Consider the following 19,813-nt stretch of genomic DNA (forward strand, 5'->3'; position numbering starts at 1 on the left):
GGGTCAGGGATCGGTGTGGGCGGTGCCGTCGAGCCCGCCGTCGCGCACGAGGCGCCGTCCGGTGATCCGCTGGGCGGTGATCCGCAGGACGTGGGCGCCCCGCCCGCGGACCCACGGTCGGTGGGCGAGGTCGAGGACCGCCAGGAGCTGGTCGACGTCGTTGACCACCTCGGCGCGCCCGACGAGCAGCACGCTCCAGCCCGTGTGGGTGTCCGGGTCGATGTGGTCGGCCTCGAAGGCGACGAGATCCCGCCGGCGGGCCGCGTCGAGCTTGGCGCCCGGCCCCGTGCGCACGATGACCGAGCTGCCGTGGCGCAGGAAGTTCACGGGGTGCGCCACGGGCAGGGCGCCCTCGAGGAACACCATCCGGCCGACCGGCGCGGTGTCGAGCAGCCGCAGGCACTCCGGCGGCGCCAGCTCGTCGATGTCGTGGCTCGTCATCCCCCGAGCGTCGACCCGTGCCCGCCGGCCGACCACGCCCGAGCAGCCCGGACGTGCGGGACGTTCGGTCCCGGGCCGTCACCCGGGGGCGCGCGGTCCTGCCGCCACGCCGCGGACCTGGCGGGCGATGACGAGGTCCTCGCGGGCGTGGACCACGACCGTCCGGGCCTCCGCCGCATCGGTGGACACGTCACCCTCCACGCCGTCGACCGCGGCGGCGTCGAGGTCCGCGTCGAGGGCGAGGCCGAGGAAGGGCAGCCCGTCGACGAGGCGCCGGCGCAGCACCGGCGCGTTCTCCCCCACGCCCCCGCTGAACGCGAGCACGTGGACACCGCCCAGGGCGGCCGCCATCGCCGCCAGCTGCGCGCGGGCGCGGTGCACCCACACCTCCACGGCGAGCCCCGCGGCCGGGTCGCCCGCCCCGGCCGCGGCGAGGACCCGGCGCATGTCGGCCTCCCCCGCGAGGGCCGCCATCCCCGACTCGTGGTCCAGGGCGTGGTCGACCTCGGCCGGGGGCACGTCCGCGTGGACACTCAGCCACGTCACCGCGGACGGGTCGAGGTCGCCGCTCCGCGTCGCCATGACCAGCCCGGCGGTGGGCGTGAAGCCCATCGTGGTGTCCACCGAGCGGCCGCCGTCCACGGCGCACGCCGAGGCGCCCGACCCGAGGTGGGCGACCACGATCCGCAGCTCCGCCACGGGCCGCCCGACGATCTCCGCGGCGCGCGCCGACGCCCACGCGTGGGCGAGGCCGTGGAAGCCGTAGCGGCGCAGGCCGAGCTCCGAGCGCCACCGCGCCGGCACCGCGTAGGTGCTCGCGGCCGGCGGCATCGTCGTGTGGAAGGCGGTGCCGAAGCAGGCCACCGACGGCACGTCCGGCAGGGCCCCGGCCAGGGCTCGGATGCCGGCGACGGCCGGCGGCTGGTGCAGCGGCGCGAGCACGGTCAGCGCGTCGATCCGGTCCAGCACGTCCGGGACGATCCGGACCGGGGCCGTGAAGTCGGGTCCCCCGTGGACCACCCGGTGCCCGACCGCGTCCACCCCGCCGGCCGCGCGGGCCAGCCGCAGCGCCGCGTCCTCGAGCTCGCCCTCGGCGGGGCGCCCGCGCGGGGCGTCGAGGTCGGCCCGGTGCACGACGGTGTCGTCGGGCTCCACCACCCGCAGCTTGACGCTGCTCGAGCCCGCGTTGAGGACCAGGACGCGCATCAGCGGACGTCGGCCAGCGGGTCGTGCTGGTCCGGGCCGGTGCGCACCTCGGCGGGGAGGTCGGGCGCGGTGTCGCTCGCCCCGGTCTCCCCACCGGTGCCCGACCACGACCAGTCGCGCACGTCCGGCCGGTCCTCCCCGTGGCGGCGGGTGTACTCCCGGCAGGCCAGGCGCTCGTCGGCCATCCGCTGGCGCAGCGCGGCGTGCCGCACCCCCAGTCCCGGCACCCGGTCGATGACGTCCATGACCAGGTGGAAGCGGTCGAGGTCGTTGAGCATGACCATGTCGAACGGCGTCGTGGTCGTGCCCTCCTCCTTGTAGCCGCGCACGTGGAGGTTGGCGTGCCCGGTGCGCCGGTAGGTCAGCCGGTGGATCAGCCACGGATAGCCGTGGTAGGCGAAGATCACGGGCTTGTCCGGGGTGAACAGGGCGTCGAACTCGCGGTGGGGCAGGCCGTGCGGGTGCTCCGTGGGGTCCTCGAGCCGCATGAGGTCGACGACGTTGACCACCCGCACCCTCAGGTCCGGCAGGTGGCGGCGCAGCAGGTCGGCCGCGGCCAGCGTCTCCAGCGTCGGGACGTCGCCGGCGCACGCGAGCACGACGTCGGGCTCGCCGTCCCGGTCGGTGCTCGCCCAGTCCCACACGCCGAGCCCGCGCGTGCAGTGCGCCACCGCGGACTCCATGTCGAGCCACTGGGGCTCGGGCTGCTTGCCGGCCACGATCACGTTGACGTAGTCGCGGGAGCGCAGGCAGTGGTCCGCGGTCGAGAGCAGCGTGTTGGCGTCCGGCGGGAGGTAGACCCGCACCAGCTCGGCCTTCTTGTTCACCACGTGGTCGATGAACCCGGGGTCCTGGTGGGAGAAGCCGTTGTGGTCCTGGCGCCAGACGTGGGAGGTGAGCAGGTAGTTCAGCGACGCGACCGGGCGCCGCCACGGGATCGCCCGGGTCACCTTCAGCCACTTGGCGTGCTGGTTGAGCATCGAGTCGACGATGTGGATGAACGCCTCGTAGCAGGTGAACAGGCCGTGCCGCCCGGTCAGCAGGTAGCCCTCGAGCCAGCCCTGGCACAGGTGCTCGGAGAGCACCTCCACCGCACGCCCGGTCGGGGCGAGGTGGTCGTCGCCGTCGAGGATGTCGCCCTCGAACTGCCGGTCGGTGACGGCGAAGACGTCCTGCAGCCGGTTCGAGGCGATCTCGTCGGGCCCGAAGAGGCGGAAGTTCCCCGGGTTGCGACGCATGACCTCGCGCACCCAGCCGCCCAGCACGCGGGTGGACTCGGCCACCGGCCCGCCGGGGCGGTCGACCGCCACGGCGTGGTCGCGGAAGTCGGGCAGCCGCAGGTCCCGCAGCAGCTCGCCGCCGTTGGCGTGCGGGGTCGCGCTCATCCGCCGGCCGCCCCCGGGGTGCAGCGCGGCCAGCTCGGGCCGCGGCCGGCCCGCGTCGTCGAAGAGCTCCTCGGGGCGGTAGGAGCGCATCCAGCGCTCGAGCTCCGCGCGGTGCTCCGGGTCCTCCCGGGTCCCGGCCAGCGGCACCTGGTGCGCCCGGTACGTGCCCGCCACCGGGACGCCGTCGACCTCGCGCGGGCCGGTCCAGCCCTTCGGGGTGCGCAGGACGAGCATCGGCCACCGCGGTCGCTCGATCGGCCGCCCCGCGGCCTCCGCGTCGGACGCCTCACGGCGGAGCCGCGCGATCTCGGCGACGATCTCGTCCATGGTGTCGGCCATGCGCCGGTGCACGGCCGCGTGCTCCTCGTCGAGACCCGCGTCGACGACGTAGGGCTCGTGCCCGTACCCCCGCATCAGGGCGCGGAGCTCGTCGAGGGGGATCCGGGCGAGCACGGTCGGGTTGGCGATCTTGTAGCCGTTGAGGTGCAGGACCGGCAGCACCGTCCCGTCGTGGACGGGGTGGCAGAACTTGTTCGCGTGCCATGCGGTCGCCAGCGGTCCGGTCTCGGCCTCGCCGTCCCCGACCACGCAGGCGACCAGCAGATCGGGGTTGTCGAAGACGGCGCCGTAGGCGTGGGCCAGCGAGTAGCCCAGCTCGCCGCCCTCGTGGATCGAGCCGGGGGTCTCCGGCGCGACGTGGCTGGGGATGCCGCCGGGGGAGGAGAACTGCCGGAACAGCGTGCGCATCCCCTCCTCGTCGGGCGTCACGTGGGCGTAGCGCTCGGAGTAGGTGCCCTCGAGCCAGGTCGCGGCGACCACCGCCGGACCGCCGTGTCCGGGTCCCGAGACGAACAGCGGGGTGAACTCGCCCCGGCGGGCGACGCGGTTCACGTGCGCCCACAGGAACGTCTGGCCCGGCGTCGTGCCCCAGTGCCCGAGCAGGCGGGGCTTGATGTGCTCCGCGGCCAGCGGCTCGCGCAGCAGGGGGTTGTCGCGGAGGTAGATCTGGCCGACCGCCAGGTAGTTCGCCGCGCGCCACCACGCGTCGAGCAGGTCGAGGTCGTCGCCGTCGATCGTCGCCACCGTGCACCCGGCCCGCGGGTCAGGCGGCACGGACGGCGTCGACGACCCGCCGGATCGCCTCGGTCGCCGAGGCGGCGGTCGGGTCGACCGACAACCACCCCCGCAGGCTCGCCGCCGCGTCGAGGTCACCGTGCTCGGCGAGCACCAGGAGGTCCACGAGAGCGTCCCGCCAGTGCGCGCTGTGCGGCGCTGCCGGGCCGGCCGGTGGCGAAGCGACGGTGACGCGGGAGCGGACGGGGTCGGTGACGGTCATCGGGTCTCCTCCTGGTGGCCGCGCGCGGGCGGCCCGACTCCTCGGTCGCCGGCGACTGCCGACGACCCATTCCCGCGCGACCATCGACCCGGCCGGCAGGAGCGACCGGACCGAGATCGGCGCCGAAGGTCCTTGCTCGGCGCCGACCGGTACCCCACGGTCGGCCTCGTGGGGACCTTCTCCCCTGCCGCCGGTCGGGGCGAGGGCCGAGGTTGACGGCGTGGCGAGGGACGAGACGGGCGGACACGGGGACCGGTTGCCGCACCTCGACGTGCTCAGGGCGCTGCTGGTCGCCTGGGTCATCGGGGGCCACGCGCTGCTCGGGTACTCGGCGGTCGGCGGCTGGGCGTACCACGAGGTCGCCGAGGTCACCTTCGACCCGCACGTCGAGCTCGTGCTCGTCGCGGTGCTCGGGCCGTCCGGGCTGTTCGTCCTCGGGGTGCTCTTCTTCGTGGCGGGCCTCCTCGTCGAGCAGGCGGTCGAGCGGCACGGGACGGCGCCCTACGTCCGCGGCCGCGTCGTGCGTCTCGGCCTGCCGTGGCTGGTCTCGGCGGTCCTGGTGTGGCCCGCCTCGGTGTGGCTGGCGTACACCGCGGCCGGTCGGCGGGTGTCCTTCGGGTGGGTGCTGGCGCACCGCCATCCCCTGCTCGACTCCGGCGCGTTGTGGTTCGCGCTGGTGCTGCTCGTGTACTCGGTGGGCTTCGTTCTGGTCCGCCGGTGGACGCCGGCCCGGCGCCCGCGGCCCGCTCGGCCGGCCGGGCCGCACCTCGCGGCGGCTGTGGTCGTCATCGCGGCGGCGTCGTTCGTCGTCCGTCTCGTGTTCCCGGCCCGCAGCGGGCAGGTCGCCGACCTGCATCTCTGGCAGTGGCCGCCGTGCCTCGGGCTGTTCGTCCTCGGGATCGCGGCGGCCCGCTCCGGTTGGCCGCGGCACGTGCCGGACGGGCCGTGGCGCCGCTGCGGCGCGCTCGCGCTCCTGACCCTCGTGCTGCTGCCGGCGCTGGCCCTCGCCGCCGGGGTGCACGACGCGAGCCGCGACCTGACCCCCTACCTCGGCGGCTGGCACTGGCAGGCGCTCGCCACGGCGGTGATCGAGAGCGTTCTGGTCGTCTGCGGGTCGGTGGTGCTGGTGGGCCTGGCCGAACGCCGGTGGGGCGGTCGCGCCGCCCGACCGCCCGCGTGGATCCGGGGTGCGTTCGCCGCGTTCGTGATCCAGGGTCCCGTCCTGATGGCGCTCGCGAGCGCCGTGCGCCCGCTCGACTCCCCGGCCGAGGTCAAGGCTCCGCTGGTCGCCGCCCTCGGGATCGCGCTGTGCTTCTGGCTGGGCGCTCGTCTACCGATCCCGGCCGGAGGGCACGCCGCGACCGCCACGGCGCGCTGAGCACACGACCGCCGGGTCACGCCCCGGTGCGGCGGTGGCGCCCCGTCCCGCCCGGCGACCCGCCGTCCGGGGCGGCGCTGCCGACGGGCGGCAGGGTGTGCACCGTCGACGCGGCGGCGGCGGCGAGGTCGGCGACGCCGGGCCGGCGGGCGCGGCGGGCGACCAGCCAGCCCAGCAGGATCCCCGACGCCGAGAAGACGGCCAGGACGAGGCAGGCCCGGCCGAACCCCGCCGCGAGGGCCTCCGCGCCTGCGGCGCCCGCGTCCAGCTTCGCCGACGCGACGCGGGTGACGATGCCGGCGACGACGGCGGTCAGCACGGCGCCGCCCACGTAGCGGGCCATGTTGGAGATCCCGGACGCCGAGCCCACCTGTTCGGCGGGCACGCAGGCAGTGGACACCGAGGAGGCCGGGCCGTTGGACAGCGCCAGCCCCACGGCGACCCCGAGCAGCGGGAGGAGGAACGCGCCGTAGCCCCAGCCGGGCCGGACGGCGGCGAGCACGCCGAACGAGACGGTGAGCAGCACGAAGCCGGCCATGACGACGAGGCGCGCGGAGAACGTGTGCGCGAGCGGGCTGACCAGCGGCGCGGCGACCACCACGGCCGCGGCCACCGGCAGCGTCGCCAGCCCGGCCTGCAGGCTGCTCATGCCGAAGGTCAGCGGGTTCTGGAAGTAGAGGCTGATGAGGAAGCTGATCGCCGCGATCGCCCCGGCCCCGATGAGGATCGCGAGCGTCGAGCCGACCAGCAGCACGTTGCGCAGCAGGGCGAGGTCGATCAGCGGGGCGCTGACCCGCCGCTCCACGAGGACGAAGCCGACCGCGGCGAGGACCGAGACGAGGAGGCACGCCAGGGTCGGTAGGGAGAGCCACCCCCAGGTGGAGCCCTCGGTCATCGCGAAGACGAACGGGACGAGCACCGCGGCGACCAGCACCGTCCCGGCCCAGTCGATGCGCCGCGAACGCTCGGGGTCGGCGGACTCCGCCACGGTGGCCCACGTCAGCGGGACGCAGGCGGCCGCCACCACGGCGTTGAGCCAGAACAGGCCCTGCCACCCGGAGACCTCGTTGAGGACGCCCCCGATCACCGGGCCCGCGGCCGCGCCGACGGCCGACGCGCCGCCCCACAGGGACACCCCCCACATCTGCCCCTGACCCGAGGACGCGACCGAGAGCAGCGAGAGCCCGCAGGCCAGGACGGTCGCCCCGGCGGCGCCGGCGACGACCCGTCCCGCGACCACGACCGCGCCGCTCGGGGACAGGGCGATGAGCACCGAGGTGGCGACGAAGAGCAGCAGCCCCGCGACGAAGACGCGGCGCCGGCCGAAGACGTCCCCGAGGGCGCCGGTCGTGACGATGGTGGCCGCCCCGACCAGCAGGTAGCCCGTCACCGCCCACTGCAGCAGGTCGAGCGGGGCGTCGAGGTCGGTGCTGATCGACGGGATGAGGATGCTGACCGCCGAGGTGTTCGCGTTGACCACCAGCGTGGAGATGCACGCGGCGAGGAGCACCCCGATCCCGGGCCGGACGCCGGGCTCGTCGGTGCCCGTGCGTGCCGTGGCGCCGGTCATGGGATCCGAGTGTGGGCCGCGTCCGGCGCGGCCGGGGCGGCCGAAGGGCCCGTGTCCCGGGCCATTGGTCCCGCCGGCTCCGGGCCGGGCCGGAGGTGCCGCGCGCGCGTGACCGCGTCGAGCACCGCGCGCAGGACGACCCCCAGGAGGACGAGGTCGGCGAGCATCTGCACCGACACGGCGATCCGGACGCCCTCGGCCACCGGGACGATGTCGCCGAAACCGACGGTGGCGAAGACCGTGACGGTGAAGTAGAGCGCGTCGGTGCGGGAGAGGGGTTCGGAGAACTCCGCAGGGTCCGCCTGCGAGACCAGGTGGTAGCCGGCGGCGAACAGCAACAGGAACGTCGGGATGGTCAGCGCGAGGGTCTCGAGCGCACGCAGCCCGGGGTGGCGGGCGCGGGTGGCGATGAGCCGGACCTGCCACGCGGTGAGCACCGCGAGCGCGCTGAGTCCGCCGACCAGGAGCAGCGCGGTGTCGGCGGCCGACCTCGGGGCCAGGGGCAGCGTGTAGTAGAGCGCGACGAGACCGACCACCGTGAGCGTCGCGCGGGTGACCACCACCAGGACCCGCCCTCGCGACGGCGCAGTGGCGACCGTCACCGTCGGCCGCCCGCGCACGGCGGCGTGCCGTCCACCGGCGCCACCCCGACCCCGACCACGACCCCGACCCCGACCCCGACCCCGACCACGCCCCGCGTCACGACGTCTCCTCCCGTCCGGACGGCCCCGCCGGACGCTGCGCCCGCTGGTCGCGCGCGGGCAGGGACGCAGGACCCCGGACGCCGGGCCGAGCGGACCTCGACCGGGGCGGTCGTCCCGGGTGGGCTGGAAGCCGGAGAGGAGCCGTCATGGACACCGTGCCCGAGCGTCGACCCACCGAGGCCTGCGACCTCGTGGCCCACGTCGTGGTGCTCAGCCGCCGCGACGCGCCGCGGGTGACCCGGCTGGCCGCGCTCGACCAGGCCCGGACCTCGCTGCGCCGCGAGCCGAACCGGGACGTGCGCAGCACGCTGACGTGGGTGCTGAGCGCGGTCGAGACCGGCGAGCGCGCCGACGCCTGCGTCGACGCGGCCCTGCGTGTCGCCCTGCGCGACTCCCGCCGGCCCCCGGCGGCCGGTGCGCGGTGAACGCCCCCTCGCTCGGCACCGAGCGCGCGGTCCTGCGCGAGGCGGTCGCCCGCGCGCTGCGGGCCCCGTCGGAGCACAACACGCAGCCCTGGCGGTGGGTGCTCGGCGACGACCACGTCGACCTCCACGTCGACCGCTCCCGGCGGCTGCACTTCACCGACGAGCTCGGCCACGGGGCGCTGCTGGCCTGCGGGTGCGCCCTGCACCACCTGCGGGTCACGCTCGCGAGCGAGGGATGGGCCAGCGCCGTCCGCCACCAGCCCGAGACCGACGGGCGCCCGCTCGCCCGGGTACGCATCCGGCCGATCGACGGGGACGTCGACGCGACGTCCGCCCGGCACGCCGCGGCCATCCCCGCGCGGCGCACCGACCGCCGTCGCTTCACCGGCCGCGAGGTGCCCGTGGACGTCCTGGAGTCCCTCGACGACGCCGCCCGGCCCTACGGCGGCGTCCTGCACCTGGCGTACGGCACGCACCGCGCCCTCATCGCGGAGGCCATGCGCGAGGCCGCCGGCCGGCAGCGCGAGCACGTCGGCTACGCCGCGGAGCTCGAGCAGTGGACCCATCGCTACGCGGGCGCCCGCGACGGCATCCCGGCGAGCGCCCGCCTCGACGGCCCGCCGCCCTCCTACCGCGACCTGGTGCTGCGCTGGTTCCCGCGGGGGTCGCTGCGCCAGCCCCGCGGCGGCGGCGACCACGAGGACGCGTCGGTCCTGGCGGTCCTCACGGCGGTGGACGAGGGACCGGTGTCGGTGCTGCGCGCCGGCGAGGCCCTCAGCGCCGTCCTGCTCGAGGCCACCGCCCGGGGCCTGGGCACCACGCCGATCACCCAGGTGCTCGAGGTGCCCGAGACCCGTGAGCGAGTGCGCCACCTCGTCGTCGGCGCCCACCGACCGCCGGTGTGCGTCCTGCGCCTCGGTTGGCCGGACCCCTTCGGTGAGCCGCTCCCGGCGACGCCGCGGCGTCCCCTGGACCAGGTGCTGACCGAGACCTGATCGCGACCCGGCCGCCGCACCGGCGTCAGCCGGCCCGACCCAGGACGTCGTCCAGCAGCTCCTCCAGGCCCCGCAGCGGCCGGTAGCGGGCCCGGTCCGCCGGCGGCGGGACCGGCACCCGCTCCGCGTCGCCGTGCTGCCGCGGTCGCGGCGGCACGCCTCCCTCGGGCAGCCTCACGTCCTCGTCCACGGTCCCCTCCTCCGACACCGAGAGCGTTCGGGGCGTCCCGTGCAGTGACCACGCGACGCCCTCGGCGAGGAAGGGCCGAAGGTCCCGAAGCGGGCACCCGTCCCCGGAGCGGACGGTGACGTGCGTCGGGCGGGGGTCTCCCGGTCCCGTCGCGACACGACCGTCGGCCCTGGAGGGCACGCCCCGGGCGCGGCGAGGGTCGACCCGTGCCCAGCACCGCCGAGGGAGCGACGACCGGCGTCGCCGGTCCGCACCACCCGCCGGCCGCCCCCGGGGCCGTGCCGGGACCGGACCTCGACGCCCCCCTCGACCGGCTCTGGCACGAGCTGCGCTCCGGGCCGGAAGGCCTGGACGAGCGGGACGCGGCGCGGCGCCTCCAGGTGCAGGGCCCGAACGCCCTGCCCGCGCGCTCCCGGGCGTCGTGGCCGCGCGCCCTGGCCCGCCAGGTGGTCCACCCCCTCGCGCTGCTGCTCTGGGCGGCGTCCGGCCTCGCGCTGCTGGCCGGGACCCCGGTGCTCGCCGCGGCCATCGTCGTCGTGGTGCTGCTCAACGCCGGCCTCGCGTTCTGGCAGGAGCAGCACGCCGAGCACGCGGTGGCGGCGCTGGAGGCCTACCTGCCGGCGCGCACACGCGTGCTGCGCGGCGGCGTCGCGCGTGAGATCCCGGCCGTCGAGGTCGTGACCGGCGACGTCGTCCTGCTCGGCGAGGGTGCGGCCGTGCCCGCCGACGGGCGGCTGGTGTCCGGCGCCGTCGAGATCGACATGAGCGCGCTGACCGGGGAGTCCGTGCCGGTCGCCCGCCGCGCCGGGGCGCACCCACCCGGCCCGGTGCTCGAGGCGCCGGACCTCGTGTTCCGCGGCACGACCTGCACCGTCGGCTCGGCCCGCGCCGTGGTGACCGGCACCGGCGTGCACACCGAGATCGGGCGCATCGCGGCCCTGACCGGGCACGTCGGGCACCGCGAGAGCCCGCTCGAGGTCCAGGTGCGCCGCGTGGCCTGGCTCATCGCCGCGGTCGCCCTCGGCACGGGGGCCGCGTTCCTGCCGATCGGCCTGCTGGCCGGGCTGTCGTTCACCGCCGCGCTGGTGTTCGCGATCGGCCTGCTGGTGGCCAACGTGCCGGAGGGGCTGCTCCCGACGATCACGCTGGCGCTCGCGGCCGGGGTGCGCTCGCTGGCCCGGCACGGCGCCGTGATCCGCCGCCTCTCGGCCGTCGAGACGCTCGGGTCGACGACGGTCATCTGCACCGACAAGACCGGCACCCTCACGCGCAACCGCATGCGTCCGCACGCCCTCTGGACCCCGGCCCGGGGGCGGGGCGACCCCGATCGCGACGCGTCCGCCGCGCCGCAGGCGGCCCGCGTCGCCCAGCGCTGCAGCGACGCCGACCTGCCCAACCCGGCCCGCGGGACCGGGTCGGGGGACCCCACCGAGCTCGCGCTGCTGGTGTTCGCCGCGGCGGCCGGTCTGGACACCCGCGCCGCCACCCGCCTGCGGGACCGGCGGGCCGTCCACCCGTTCGATCCCGTCCTCACCCGGATGTCCACCGTCGACGACACCCCCGACGGCCTCGCGGTCCACACCAAGGGCGCGGTCGAGGCGGTCCTCGAGCGCTGCACGGCGCTCCGCCGCGACGGCGGCGTCACCGAGCTCGACGCCGCCGGCCGCGCCGAGGTCCTGACGGCCACCGCCGACCTCGCCGCCGACGGGCTGCGCGTGCTCGCCCTCGCCGGCCGCCCGGCCGGGCCGGGGGACGTCGGCGCGGACCGCGCCGCGGTCGAGAGCGGGCTGGTGCTCGAGGCCCTGGTCGGGCTCGTCGACCCGCCGCGCCCTTCGGTCCGGCCCGCCGTCGCGCGCTGCCACGCCGCCGGGATCGCGGTCCACGTGGTCACGGGCGACCACCCGGTCACCGCCGAGGCCGTCGCGCGCGCGGTCGGGATCGGTGCCCACGGGCTGCGGGTGGTCGGCGGCGCCGAGCTGGCCGGCCTGCGCGAGGGCGCGCTCGACGCGCTCCTCGCGGCCGGCGACGAGATCGTGTTCGCCCGCGTCGCGCCCGAGCAGAAGCTGCGCATCGTCGAGGCGCTCGGCCACCTCGGCGAGGTGGTGGCCGTGACCGGGGACGGCGTCAACGACGCCCCGGCGCTGCGGCGCGCCGACATCGGCGTGGCCATGGGCGCCTCGGGCACCGACGTCGCCCGCGAGGCGGCGACGATGGTGCTCACCGACGACGACTTCGCCACGATCGAACGCGCCGTGGCCGAGGGCCGGCGGGTGTACGACGACGTGCGCAAGTTCGTGCTCTACATCTTCGCGCACGCCGTCCCGGAGGTCGTGCCGTTCCTGGTGTTCGCCCTGTCCGGGGGCGCGGTGCCGCTCGGGCTGACCGTGCTGCAGATCCTCGCCATCGACCTCGGCACCGAGACGCTCCCGGCGCTGGCCCTCGGCCGCGAGCCCGCCGAGCCGGGGGTGATGTCGCGGCCGCCGCGGCCCCGCTCGGAAGGGGTCATCCGCCCGCGCATGCTCTGGCGTGCCTGGGGCCTGCTCGGGCTGACCTCGGCGGCCCTCACCACCGGGGCGTTCCTGGTCGTCCTGCTCCGCGCGGGGTGGACCCCCGGCGCGCCCACCGGGCCCGGCAGCGCGCTGCACCCGGCCTACGTCGAGGCCACCACCGCCACGTTCGTCGGCATCGTGGCGTGCCAGATCGGGACCGCGTTCGCCGCCCGCACGGAGCACGCGTCGCTGCGCTCGGTGGGCCTCGGGACGAACCCGCTGCTGTGGTGGGGCATCGGCTTCGAGGTGCTCGTCACCGCCGCCGTCGTGTACCTGCCCGTCGCGCAGCACCTCGTCGGCACCGCGCCGCTCGACGCCGCGACGGTCGCCCTGCTGCTGTGCTGCGCCCCGCTGGTCTGGGGCGTCGACGAGCTCGACCGGTGGCGCCGCCGCCGTCACGTCCGGCCCATTTCCGAGAGGAGAACACGGTGACCGCGATCGAGGAGGGGATGCTCGACCCCCTGGGCGAGGCCGAGAGCCGGGCGCTGCTGATGACCGCCGAGATCGGGCGCCTCGCCTTCACCGACGGCCACGGACCGACCGTGCAGCCCTTCGCCTTCGCCCTCCAGGACACGTCGATCGTGGTCGGCGTCGGGCTGCTCGCCGACGTCCGGTCCGCGATCGGTCAGACCGTCGCCTTCGAGGTCGACGAGATCGACCTCGTCCACCGCACCGGGTGGTCGGTGGTCGCGGTCGGGACGCTGCACCGGGCGCCGGCGACCACGCTCGCGCGAGCCGACCGGTGGCCCGACCTGCCCAGCGAGACCGGGCGTGCGCTGCGCCTCGTGATCGACGTCCGCCGGATCACCGGCCGGCGGCTGCGTCGGGTGGTGACGCGGCGGCCCCGGGACGGGTCACGGCGATGAGGTCCGCGCCGGCACGACGGTCACGGGGCAGCGGGCGCGCAGCACGCAGCCGATGGCGACCGGCCCGGTGAGCCGCCCGTGGCGGGCCCCGCGGCCGCGGTGCCCCACCACGAGCAGCGCCTCGCCCTCCGCGGCGTCGACGAGGACGTCCGCCGGTGGTCCGGCCACGCCCAGCACCTCGATCGGCCGCTCCGGGAGGGGCTCGCCCGCGGCCCCGCGCTCGGCGACCACCTCGGCGACGACCGCCCGGGCGCGCGCGGTGGCGCCGGCGCCGGCGTCGGGCGCGCGGCGGGGCAGGTCGGCGGACAGCAGGTCGGTCCAGTAGTCGGTGGGGAGGTAGGACACGACCGCGCGCACGCCGGCCCGGCGCCGGGCGGCCTCCCCGAGCGCGTGGTGCAGGGCGGCCCGGGCCCCGTCGGAGCCGTCGAGCCCGACGACGACGGCGGAGGCGTCGCTCACCGCGCGACCTCCGCCCGCGCCGGCGTCGTCCCTCCGGCGTCGGCGCGTGCGGGGGGCCGGACCACCGTGACCGGGCACCGGGCGTGCAGCAGGCAGCCCAGACCCACCGACCCGAGGGCGGCCGACCGGAACGCGCCGCGGCCACGGTGGCCGACCACGAGCAGGGCCGCGTCGCGGGCCTCGTCGACGAGCACGCGGGTCGGGCGCCCGAGGCGCCCGACGACGGTCACGGGCACGTCGCCGGCGGTGGCGAGGAGCTCCTCGACGTGGCGGCGGGCGCGGACCTCGGCGCCGTGGCGCACGGCCTCGGGGTCCGTCGGCAGCGACTCGACGTCGACCGCGGACCACGGCGGGACGTCGCACGCCGCCACCGCCAGGACACGGCCGTGCCGGCGCCGCGCCTCCGCCACCGCGTGGTGCAGCGCGGCGTCGGCGTCCCGCGACCCGTCGACGCCCACGACGACCAGTGGGCGCGGGTCGGTGCCCTCACTCATCGACGTCTCCCGGGGACGGGTGGGTGTCGGGTGGCACGACCACGACCGGGCAGGGGGCCCGGAGCACCGCGCCGTGGGCGACCGAGCCGAGCAGCCAGCGCGCGAGCGCGCCGTGGCCGGTGCGCCCGACGACCAGGACGGCCGCGACCAGCTGCTCGGCCACGTCGAGCAGGGCCATGGTCGGGTCCTCCGCGCGGACGACGACGTCGACGTGCGGGACGGGTCGCGACCGCGCGTGCTCCTTGACGACCTCGGCGACGAACCCCTCGACCCGCGGCCGCAGGCCCTCGCGGACCGCGGCGAGGGTCGGCCCCGGCAGCGGGCGGAAGCCGACGGTCGTCGGCGGGGGCGCCACCCCGGTCACGGCGACCACGCGGGTGCCGCGGCGGACGGCGTCGTCCAGGGCGTGGCGCAGCGCGGCCGCCGACCCCTCCGAGCGGTCGATGCCGACCACGACGGGCCCGTCCGGACCCGGCGCGCGGGGCCGCACCACGAGCACCGGGCACGACGCGAGCGCGAGCACCCGCAACCCGGTCGACCCGAGCACGGCGCTGCCCAGCGGGCCGCGGCCGCGGTGGCCCACCACGAGCAGGGAGGCACCGGCCGCGGCCGCGGTGAGCACGGTCGCCGGCGACCCGGCCTCGACGCGGACCTCGAGCGGCACGTCGCGCAGCTCGGGCGCCAGCGGCGTCCGGGCCTCGTCGGCGAACCGCTGCGCCTGCTCGCGCACGGCGGCGGCCATCCGGTCGGGTTCGGGGAGGTCGTCGACGTCCTCCCCATCGGCCCACGACCCGGGCGCGGGGAACGCGAGGACGGCGGTCACGGGCTCGCCGCGCCGCAGCCCCTCCGCCAGCGCGACGGGCAGGGCGGCGGCGGCCGCCGGGGACCCGTCGAGACCGACGACGACGCCGCGCCCGGTCACGGCCGGGGTCCGGCGGCGAGCAGGGCGGCCAGCAGCCGCCGGGCGGTCACCACCCGCAGCGCGCCGTCGTGTCCCTCCCGGACGGGCAGGGCGGGCAGGCCGGTGGCGAGCAGGCGCCGTCCGGCGTGGCCCAGCGCGTCGTCCGGTCCCAGCACCTCGACCCCGCAGGGCTGGTCGAGGACGTCGTGGACGCGGGTGCGGTGCACGGCGAGCGGGCCTCCCCCGGGCCAGCGCTCGGCGAGGGCGCCGGCGGTGACCACGGCGATCGGCAGGTCGTCCCGCACGACGACGCCGCAGCCGTCCTCGTCCTGGTGCAGTCGCGCCCACGCCTCGGGCACGGGCGTCGACTCGGCGATCACGGTGGCCGGACGGTCGACGGTGCCCACCGGCACGTCGAGGTCGACCGTGGTCACGCCGCCCTGGGCCGTCGTGGGCACCGCCGCGCTCCTCAGGCCGCGACCGGCTCGGGGACGACCGTCACGGGGCAGGTCGCGTGCAGCACGCACCCCAGGCCGACCGAGCCCAGCATCACGCTGCCGAAGGCCCCCCGCCCCCGGTGTCCGACGACGAGCTCGTCGGCACCCTGCGCCAGGTCGACGAGCACCTCGGCCGGGCGCCCGGCGACCACCTCCACGGTGACCTCGGGCAGCGCCGCGTCCCACTCGGTCTCCTCGAGGACCTCGTCGACCATCGTGCGGGCGGCCCCGAGCTCGTCCTCGCGCAGGAGGTCCGGGTCGGGCCCCGGGATTCCCGAGGCGGCCCCGTAGCCCCAGGCCGCCCACACCTCCGGCGGCTCGTACACGGCGACGGCCCGGACCCGGCCGCCCCGGCGCGCCGCGGTGCGGATCGCCTCCCGCAGCGCCGACCGCGAGCCCGCCGATCCGTCGATGCCGCAGACGATCACGCCGGCCTGGTCTCCGTTCCCGGTCATGGACCCTCCCTCGTCGTCGCGGCCCCGTGCCGCACCACCACCGTCCCGCCCCCGGGGCGGCCGGATCAGAGCCGGACGGTCCGCCTCGCGTCCCGTCGTGGCGGGGCCGAAGGTCCCGACCGGGTCAGGTCCGGGGCCACCACGAGCGTCGCGGCGGCCCTCCCGGCGGGACCACGAGCACCGGGCAGCGCGCGTGGCGGGCCACGGCCGCCACCGGGGACGGCGTCAGCGACCCCAGCAACCGGCCCCGCGCCGACCGGCCCACCACGAGGAGGCGGGCGTGCCCGGAGACGTCGACCAGCTCCAGGGCGGGATCCCCGTCGGTGACCTCGACGTCCACCGGCACGGTCGTGTAGGCGAACCGCCAGGCGGCGAGGCGTTCGGACCAGGTACGGCGCTCCTCGCTGGTCGCCTCGGCGGCGTCCTCCGACGTCACCACCGCCGCGCGCTCGGGATCGCGGTACCGCAGGGCCAGCAGCGGCGCGTGCCGGCAGGCGGCGGCCTCGAACGCCGCGTCGACCGCCTCGTCGCCCGTGCGCGACGCGAGGGCGAGCACGACCGGGCCGCGGTGGCGCGGTGGGTCCGGCGGCACGACCGCCACCGCCTCGTAGGCCGTGTCCACGAGGCGCTCGAGACCGTCCAGCTCCTGCGGCACCACCAGCAGCCGCGCGCCCGCGGCGGCGCGGCCGAGCCGGTCGACGAGCGAGGACCACCCCGTCAGCAGGTCGAACCCCCGGACGAGGAGGTCCACCGGAGAGCGGCCGCCCGCCGGCCGGTCGGGGTCGACGAGGATCTCCGTCCGGGCGCCGGTCCGGTGGGCCTGCCGCTGCGCCCAGCTGACCACCGCGTGCCGCCCCGGGCCGCAGGGGGCGAAGGCGCGCACCACGCCGACCGGGCGCGCCCCCTCGTCACGACGCACGACCGCCGGCATCCGCACCGGCCCTCAGACGGCGTCGTCGAGCAGGAAACCGACCACGTCGCGCATCGACACGATCCCCACGACCGGACCGTCGTCGCGGTCGTCCTCCGGGGCGGGGGACGTCACGAGCACGTGGCGGACACCCGCGTCGACCATGAGGCGGGCGACCTCGAGGACGGTCGTGTCCTCGGGGGCGGAGACGAGGTCGACGGTCATGAGGTCGGTGGCCTGGGCGTCCAGGCGCCCGCCGGCGGCGATCACCGCGACGAGGTCGCGCTCCGAGACGACGCCGAGCGTCTCGCGTCCCTGCTCCACGACGACGACGCCGATCTCGTCCATGGCGAGCTCCTCGGCGACCTGCTGCAGCGTCGCGTCGGGCGGCACGGTGGCCAGGGTGTGGCTCGCGAGCCGGCGGACCGGGGTGTTCTCGCCGGCGGACCGGGCGATGGTCGGGCTCATCGGCGTCTCCTCGCTGGGGTGCTCTCGTCCGCGACGCTGCCCCCGCCTCCCCGCGCCGGGGCAGGGCACGTCGGTCCGCCGCGACGGGACCTCCGTCACCAGCGCGGCGACCCGCGACCCTGTCCGCGCCGCCGCGGGCTGGACACGGTCGAGCCGGTGGACGGCACGCTCGGCACGGTCACGGCGCTCGCGCACGTCGCCACCGCGCTCGCGATCGGGCTCATGATCGGGCTGGAGCGGGAGCACAGCGCGCGCGGCGAGGTCCCGCGGCCCAGCGCGGGCGCACGCACCTTCGCCGTCACGGCCGTCGCCGGCGCCGTGGCCGCCGCGCTGGATCCCGCCGTGCTGGTGGCCACCGTCGCGGCGGTCACCGTCCTGGCGGTCGTGGGCTACGTGGCCGGGCTCCGTGCCGCCGAGCCCGACCTCGGCGCCACCACCGAGGTCGCCGCCGTCGGCACGTGCCTCCTCGGGGGACTCGCGTGGACCCACCCGTCGTGGGCCGCGGCGATCGCGGTCGGTGTCGTCGTCGTGCTCGCGGGCAAGCGCCCGCTCCACCACCTGGCCCGCAACCTGGTCACCGACCAGGACGTCGTCGACGCGCTGCGGCTGTTCGTCGTCGGCCTCGTCGTGCTCCCCCTGCTGCCCGATCGGCCGCTCGGCCCCTACGGGGTGCTCAACCCCTCGCGGATATGGCTGCTCGTCGTCGCCCTCACCGTCGTCGGGTGGGTCGGGTACGTCGGGGTCCGGGCTCTCGGCGAGCGGACCGGGCTGTTGCTGGTGGGCTTCCTCGGCGGCTTCGTCTCGGCGTCGGCGACGACGCTGGTGCTGGCCCACCGCCGGCGCCGCGGCGAGACGGTGCCCGGGCCCGCGGTGATGCCCGCGGTCCTCGCCGCGAACGTCGCGACCCTCGTGCAGCTGGTGATCGTCGTGAGCATCGCCTCCCCGACCGTGGCGCTGCGCCTGCTGCCCCCGGCGGGCGCCGGCGTCGCGGTGCTGGCGGTCGAGATCGCGTGGCTGTGGCGCCGGGCGGCGGGGACGGCCGAGGGCCCGGACGGCGGGGAGCAGGAGCCGCCCGCCCGCCCGCTGTCGCTCACCGCGACGCTGTCGCTGGCCGCGGTCCTCGTGGTGCTCCTGCTCGCGACGCGGGTGGCCGCCGCGCTCGCGGGTGGCCGCGGCGTCGCCGTGGTCGCCCTCGTCGGCGGCCTGGCCGACGCCCACGCGGCCTCGGTCGCCGCGGCGAGCCTGGCCGGCACCGTGATCACGATCGGTGCGGCACTCGGGTCGGTGGGCCTGGCGCTGGCCGCCAACACCGCGACGAAGCTCGTCCTGGCTCTCGCCGCCGGGGGGCGGCGGTTCGCCGGACAGCTCGCGCTCCTGCTCGTCGCGCCGGCCGCCGCGGTCGGCGCCGGGATCGCGGTGGTGCTGTGATCGTCGGCGACGGGACCGGCCTTCACCGGACCAGGGCGTGTCTCCCAAGTCTGTGAGCTGGGCCGGTCCACGATCCTGGTGTGGGTCGTGGACCGGTGCTCTCGGATGAGGTGTGGGCTCGGATCGAGCCGTTGCTGCCGGCGCAGTACGGCAAAGGGCGTCCGTTCCGTGATCACCGGCAGGTGATCGAGGGGATCGTGTTCCGCTACCGCTGCGGGATCGCCTGGCGGGCCCTGCCCGAGCGCTTCGGGCCGTGGCAGACGGTGTGGAAGCGCCACCACCGCTTCAGCACCGACGGCACCTGGGACGAGGTGCTGGCGATCCTGCAGGCCGAGGCCGACGCCGCAGGTCAGGTCGACTGGCGGGTGTCGGTGGACTCCTCGACGTCGCGGGTCCACCAGCACGGCGCCACCGCGGCGAGGTCGTCTGAGGGGCCCTCGAGCTACACAGGGGGCGAGATCGAATCACAAGAAACGATCACGGCAGGGCGGGCGAGCCGGGCGGTGGCGCCGGCTGGGGCCCTGGACCGCGGCGCAGCGCCGCACCGACGAGCCCGGTGACCATGCCATCGGCCGGTCCCGCGGTGGGCTGACCACCAAAGCCCACGTCCTGGTCGACGGGCACGGCCGACCGCTGGTGATCGCGGTGACCCCCGGCCAGGCCGGAGACTCCCCGCAACTGGTCCGGCTCCTCGACGAGCTCTCGATCGAGCGCCTCGGCCACGGCCGTGCCCGCACCACCCCGCTGGCGCTGCGCGCCGACAAGGCCTACTCCAGCCGCGCCCACCGCGAGCTGCTGCGTCGCCGCCACGTCCACACGGTGATCCCCGAACCCGACGACCAGAAGCGCAACCGGGCCCGCCGCGGCTCCCGCGGCGGGCGCCCGGTCGGCTTCGACGCCGACGACTACAAGAACCGCAACGTGGTCGAACGCGGCTTCAACCAGCTCAAAGGCTGGCGCGGGCTGGCCACCCGCTACGACAAGCACGCCCTGATCTTCCGCGGCGGGCTGGTCCTACGAGCCATCCTGCTCTGGCTCCAGACCACCACTGAAGAGACACGCCCTAGGTCGGGACGAGGGGTCGTCCGCCTCGGCGTGGTCGTCGGTGGGGGTCGGTCCAGGCCGGTGGGGTGAACCAGGGTCGGCCGTTGCGGAT

The 19,813-nt window shown here is 76.9% G+C and carries 20 protein-coding genes and 1 pseudogene; 7 read left to right on the top strand and 14 right to left on the bottom strand.

The features are described from left to right. Positions 1-3: 3 nt before the first annotated feature. From ABD994_RS08085 to ABD994_RS08100, 4 genes are all read right to left on the bottom strand, one after another. On the bottom strand, positions 4-441 hold the full coding sequence (locus tag ABD994_RS08085; protein WP_345412751.1) for a pyridoxamine 5'-phosphate oxidase family protein: 438 nt from the start codon (positions 439-441) through the stop codon (positions 4-6). Positions 442-519: 78 nt separating this feature from the next. Continuing rightward, positions 520-1,647 (bottom strand): acetate/propionate family kinase, encoded by a 1,128-nt coding sequence (locus ABD994_RS08090; protein ID WP_345412753.1) that lies wholly within the window; start codon positions 1,645-1,647, stop codon positions 520-522. After that, on the bottom strand, positions 1,647-4,115 hold the full coding sequence (locus tag ABD994_RS08095) for a phosphoketolase family protein (RefSeq protein WP_345412755.1): 2,469 nt from the start codon (positions 4,113-4,115) through the stop codon (positions 1,647-1,649). The genes ABD994_RS08090 and ABD994_RS08095 overlap by 1 nt, the downstream gene beginning before the upstream one ends. Positions 4,116-4,134: 19 nt before the next feature. Continuing rightward, on the bottom strand, positions 4,135-4,368 hold the full coding sequence (locus ABD994_RS08100; protein ID WP_345412757.1) for a hypothetical protein: 234 nt from the start codon (positions 4,366-4,368) through the stop codon (positions 4,135-4,137). Between the two features lie 220 nt (positions 4,369-4,588). On the opposite strand from ABD994_RS08100, the gene ABD994_RS08105 reads away from it, so the two are divergent. Then, positions 4,589-5,746 (top strand): acyltransferase family protein, encoded by a 1,158-nt coding sequence (locus tag ABD994_RS08105; protein ID WP_345412760.1) that lies wholly within the window; start codon positions 4,589-4,591, stop codon positions 5,744-5,746. Positions 5,747-5,762: 16 nt separating this feature from the next. Here ABD994_RS08105 and ABD994_RS08110 read toward each other — a convergent pair whose 3' ends face one another. Together ABD994_RS08110 and ABD994_RS08115 are read right to left on the bottom strand one after the other, a co-directional pair. Then, positions 5,763-7,316, bottom strand: a complete 1,554-nt coding sequence (locus ABD994_RS08110) for an MFS transporter (RefSeq protein WP_345412762.1) — start codon at positions 7,314-7,316, stop codon at positions 5,763-5,765. Then, positions 7,313-7,918 carry a potassium channel family protein gene (locus ABD994_RS08115; protein ID WP_345412764.1) on the bottom strand — a complete coding sequence of 202 codons (606 nt, stop codon included), beginning with the start codon at positions 7,916-7,918 and terminating at the stop codon, positions 7,313-7,315. The genes ABD994_RS08110 and ABD994_RS08115 overlap by 4 nt, the downstream gene beginning before the upstream one ends. Before the next feature lie 248 nt (positions 7,919-8,166). On the opposite strand from ABD994_RS08115, the gene ABD994_RS08120 reads away from it, so the two are divergent. Together ABD994_RS08120 and ABD994_RS08125 are read left to right on the top strand one after the other, a co-directional pair. After that, positions 8,167-8,445, top strand: coding sequence for a hypothetical protein (locus tag ABD994_RS08120; RefSeq protein ID WP_345412766.1), 279 nt, complete (start codon positions 8,167-8,169; stop codon positions 8,443-8,445). Beyond that, positions 8,442-9,440 (top strand): Acg family FMN-binding oxidoreductase, encoded by a 999-nt coding sequence (locus tag ABD994_RS08125; protein ID WP_345412768.1) that lies wholly within the window; start codon positions 8,442-8,444, stop codon positions 9,438-9,440. Before ABD994_RS08120 ends, ABD994_RS08125 begins: the two co-directional genes overlap by 4 nt. A 25-nt stretch (positions 9,441-9,465) precedes the next feature. Here the strand turns inward: ABD994_RS08125 and ABD994_RS08130 are convergent, their stop codons facing one another. Next, positions 9,466-9,630, bottom strand: a complete 165-nt coding sequence (locus ABD994_RS08130) for a hypothetical protein (RefSeq protein ID WP_345412771.1) — start codon at positions 9,628-9,630, stop codon at positions 9,466-9,468. Positions 9,631-9,836: 206 nt separating this feature from the next. Between ABD994_RS08130 and ABD994_RS08135 the strand changes: the two genes are divergently transcribed. Further along, positions 9,837-12,611 (top strand): cation-translocating P-type ATPase, encoded by a 2,775-nt coding sequence (locus ABD994_RS08135; protein ID WP_425550041.1) that lies wholly within the window; start codon positions 9,837-9,839, stop codon positions 12,609-12,611. After that, positions 12,608-13,045, top strand: coding sequence for a pyridoxamine 5'-phosphate oxidase family protein (locus ABD994_RS08140; protein WP_345412773.1), 438 nt, complete (start codon positions 12,608-12,610; stop codon positions 13,043-13,045). Before ABD994_RS08135 ends, ABD994_RS08140 begins: the two co-directional genes overlap by 4 nt. Here ABD994_RS08140 and ABD994_RS08145 read toward each other — a convergent pair. From ABD994_RS08145 to ABD994_RS08175, 7 genes are all read right to left on the bottom strand, one after another. Continuing rightward, on the bottom strand, positions 13,034-13,504 hold the full coding sequence (locus ABD994_RS08145) for a universal stress protein (protein ID WP_345412775.1): 471 nt from the start codon (positions 13,502-13,504) through the stop codon (positions 13,034-13,036). The genes ABD994_RS08140 and ABD994_RS08145 overlap by 12 nt on opposite strands. Then, entirely contained in the window at positions 13,501-13,998 is a 498-nt protein-coding gene (locus ABD994_RS08150; protein WP_345412777.1) for a universal stress protein, read from the bottom strand. Before ABD994_RS08150 ends, ABD994_RS08145 begins: the two co-directional genes overlap by 4 nt. Continuing rightward, positions 13,991-14,920 carry a universal stress protein gene (locus ABD994_RS08155; protein ID WP_345412779.1) on the bottom strand — a complete coding sequence of 310 codons (930 nt, stop codon included), beginning with the start codon at positions 14,918-14,920 and terminating at the stop codon, positions 13,991-13,993. The genes ABD994_RS08150 and ABD994_RS08155 overlap by 8 nt, the downstream gene beginning before the upstream one ends. Further along, the gene (locus ABD994_RS08160; protein WP_345412781.1) at positions 14,917-15,357 is read right to left on the bottom strand and encodes a hypothetical protein; all 441 of its coding nucleotides are present in this window, start codon (positions 15,355-15,357) and stop codon (positions 14,917-14,919) included. Before ABD994_RS08160 ends, ABD994_RS08155 begins: the two co-directional genes overlap by 4 nt. A gap of 11 nt (positions 15,358-15,368) precedes the next feature. Further along, positions 15,369-15,851, bottom strand: a complete 483-nt coding sequence (locus ABD994_RS08165; RefSeq protein WP_345412783.1) for a universal stress protein — start codon at positions 15,849-15,851, stop codon at positions 15,369-15,371. Between the two features lie 124 nt (positions 15,852-15,975). Then, complete coding sequence (locus ABD994_RS08170; protein ID WP_345412785.1) at positions 15,976-16,770, bottom strand: universal stress protein; 795 nt, start codon at positions 16,768-16,770, stop codon at positions 15,976-15,978. Positions 16,771-16,794: 24 nt separating this feature from the next. Further along, positions 16,795-17,229 carry a CBS domain-containing protein gene (locus tag ABD994_RS08175; RefSeq protein WP_345412787.1) on the bottom strand — a complete coding sequence of 145 codons (435 nt, stop codon included), beginning with the start codon at positions 17,227-17,229 and terminating at the stop codon, positions 16,795-16,797. A gap of 156 nt (positions 17,230-17,385) precedes the next feature. Here ABD994_RS08175 and ABD994_RS08180 point away from each other — a divergent pair, with 156 nt between their 5' ends. Then, a complete protein-coding gene (locus ABD994_RS08180) occupies positions 17,386-18,657 on the top strand; it encodes a DUF4010 domain-containing protein (protein ID WP_345412789.1) in 1,272 nt (423 codons plus the stop codon). An 80-nt stretch (positions 18,658-18,737) separates the two neighbouring features. After that, positions 18,738-19,707: pseudogene (locus ABD994_RS08185) on the top strand (IS5 family transposase); the annotation flags it as partial. Positions 19,708-19,813: the final 106 nt, after the last annotated feature.

Origin of the sequence: Actinomycetospora chlora (genome assembly GCF_039542135.1) — a bacterium.
Lineage (GTDB): Bacteria > Actinomycetota > Actinomycetes > Mycobacteriales > Pseudonocardiaceae > Actinomycetospora > Actinomycetospora chlora.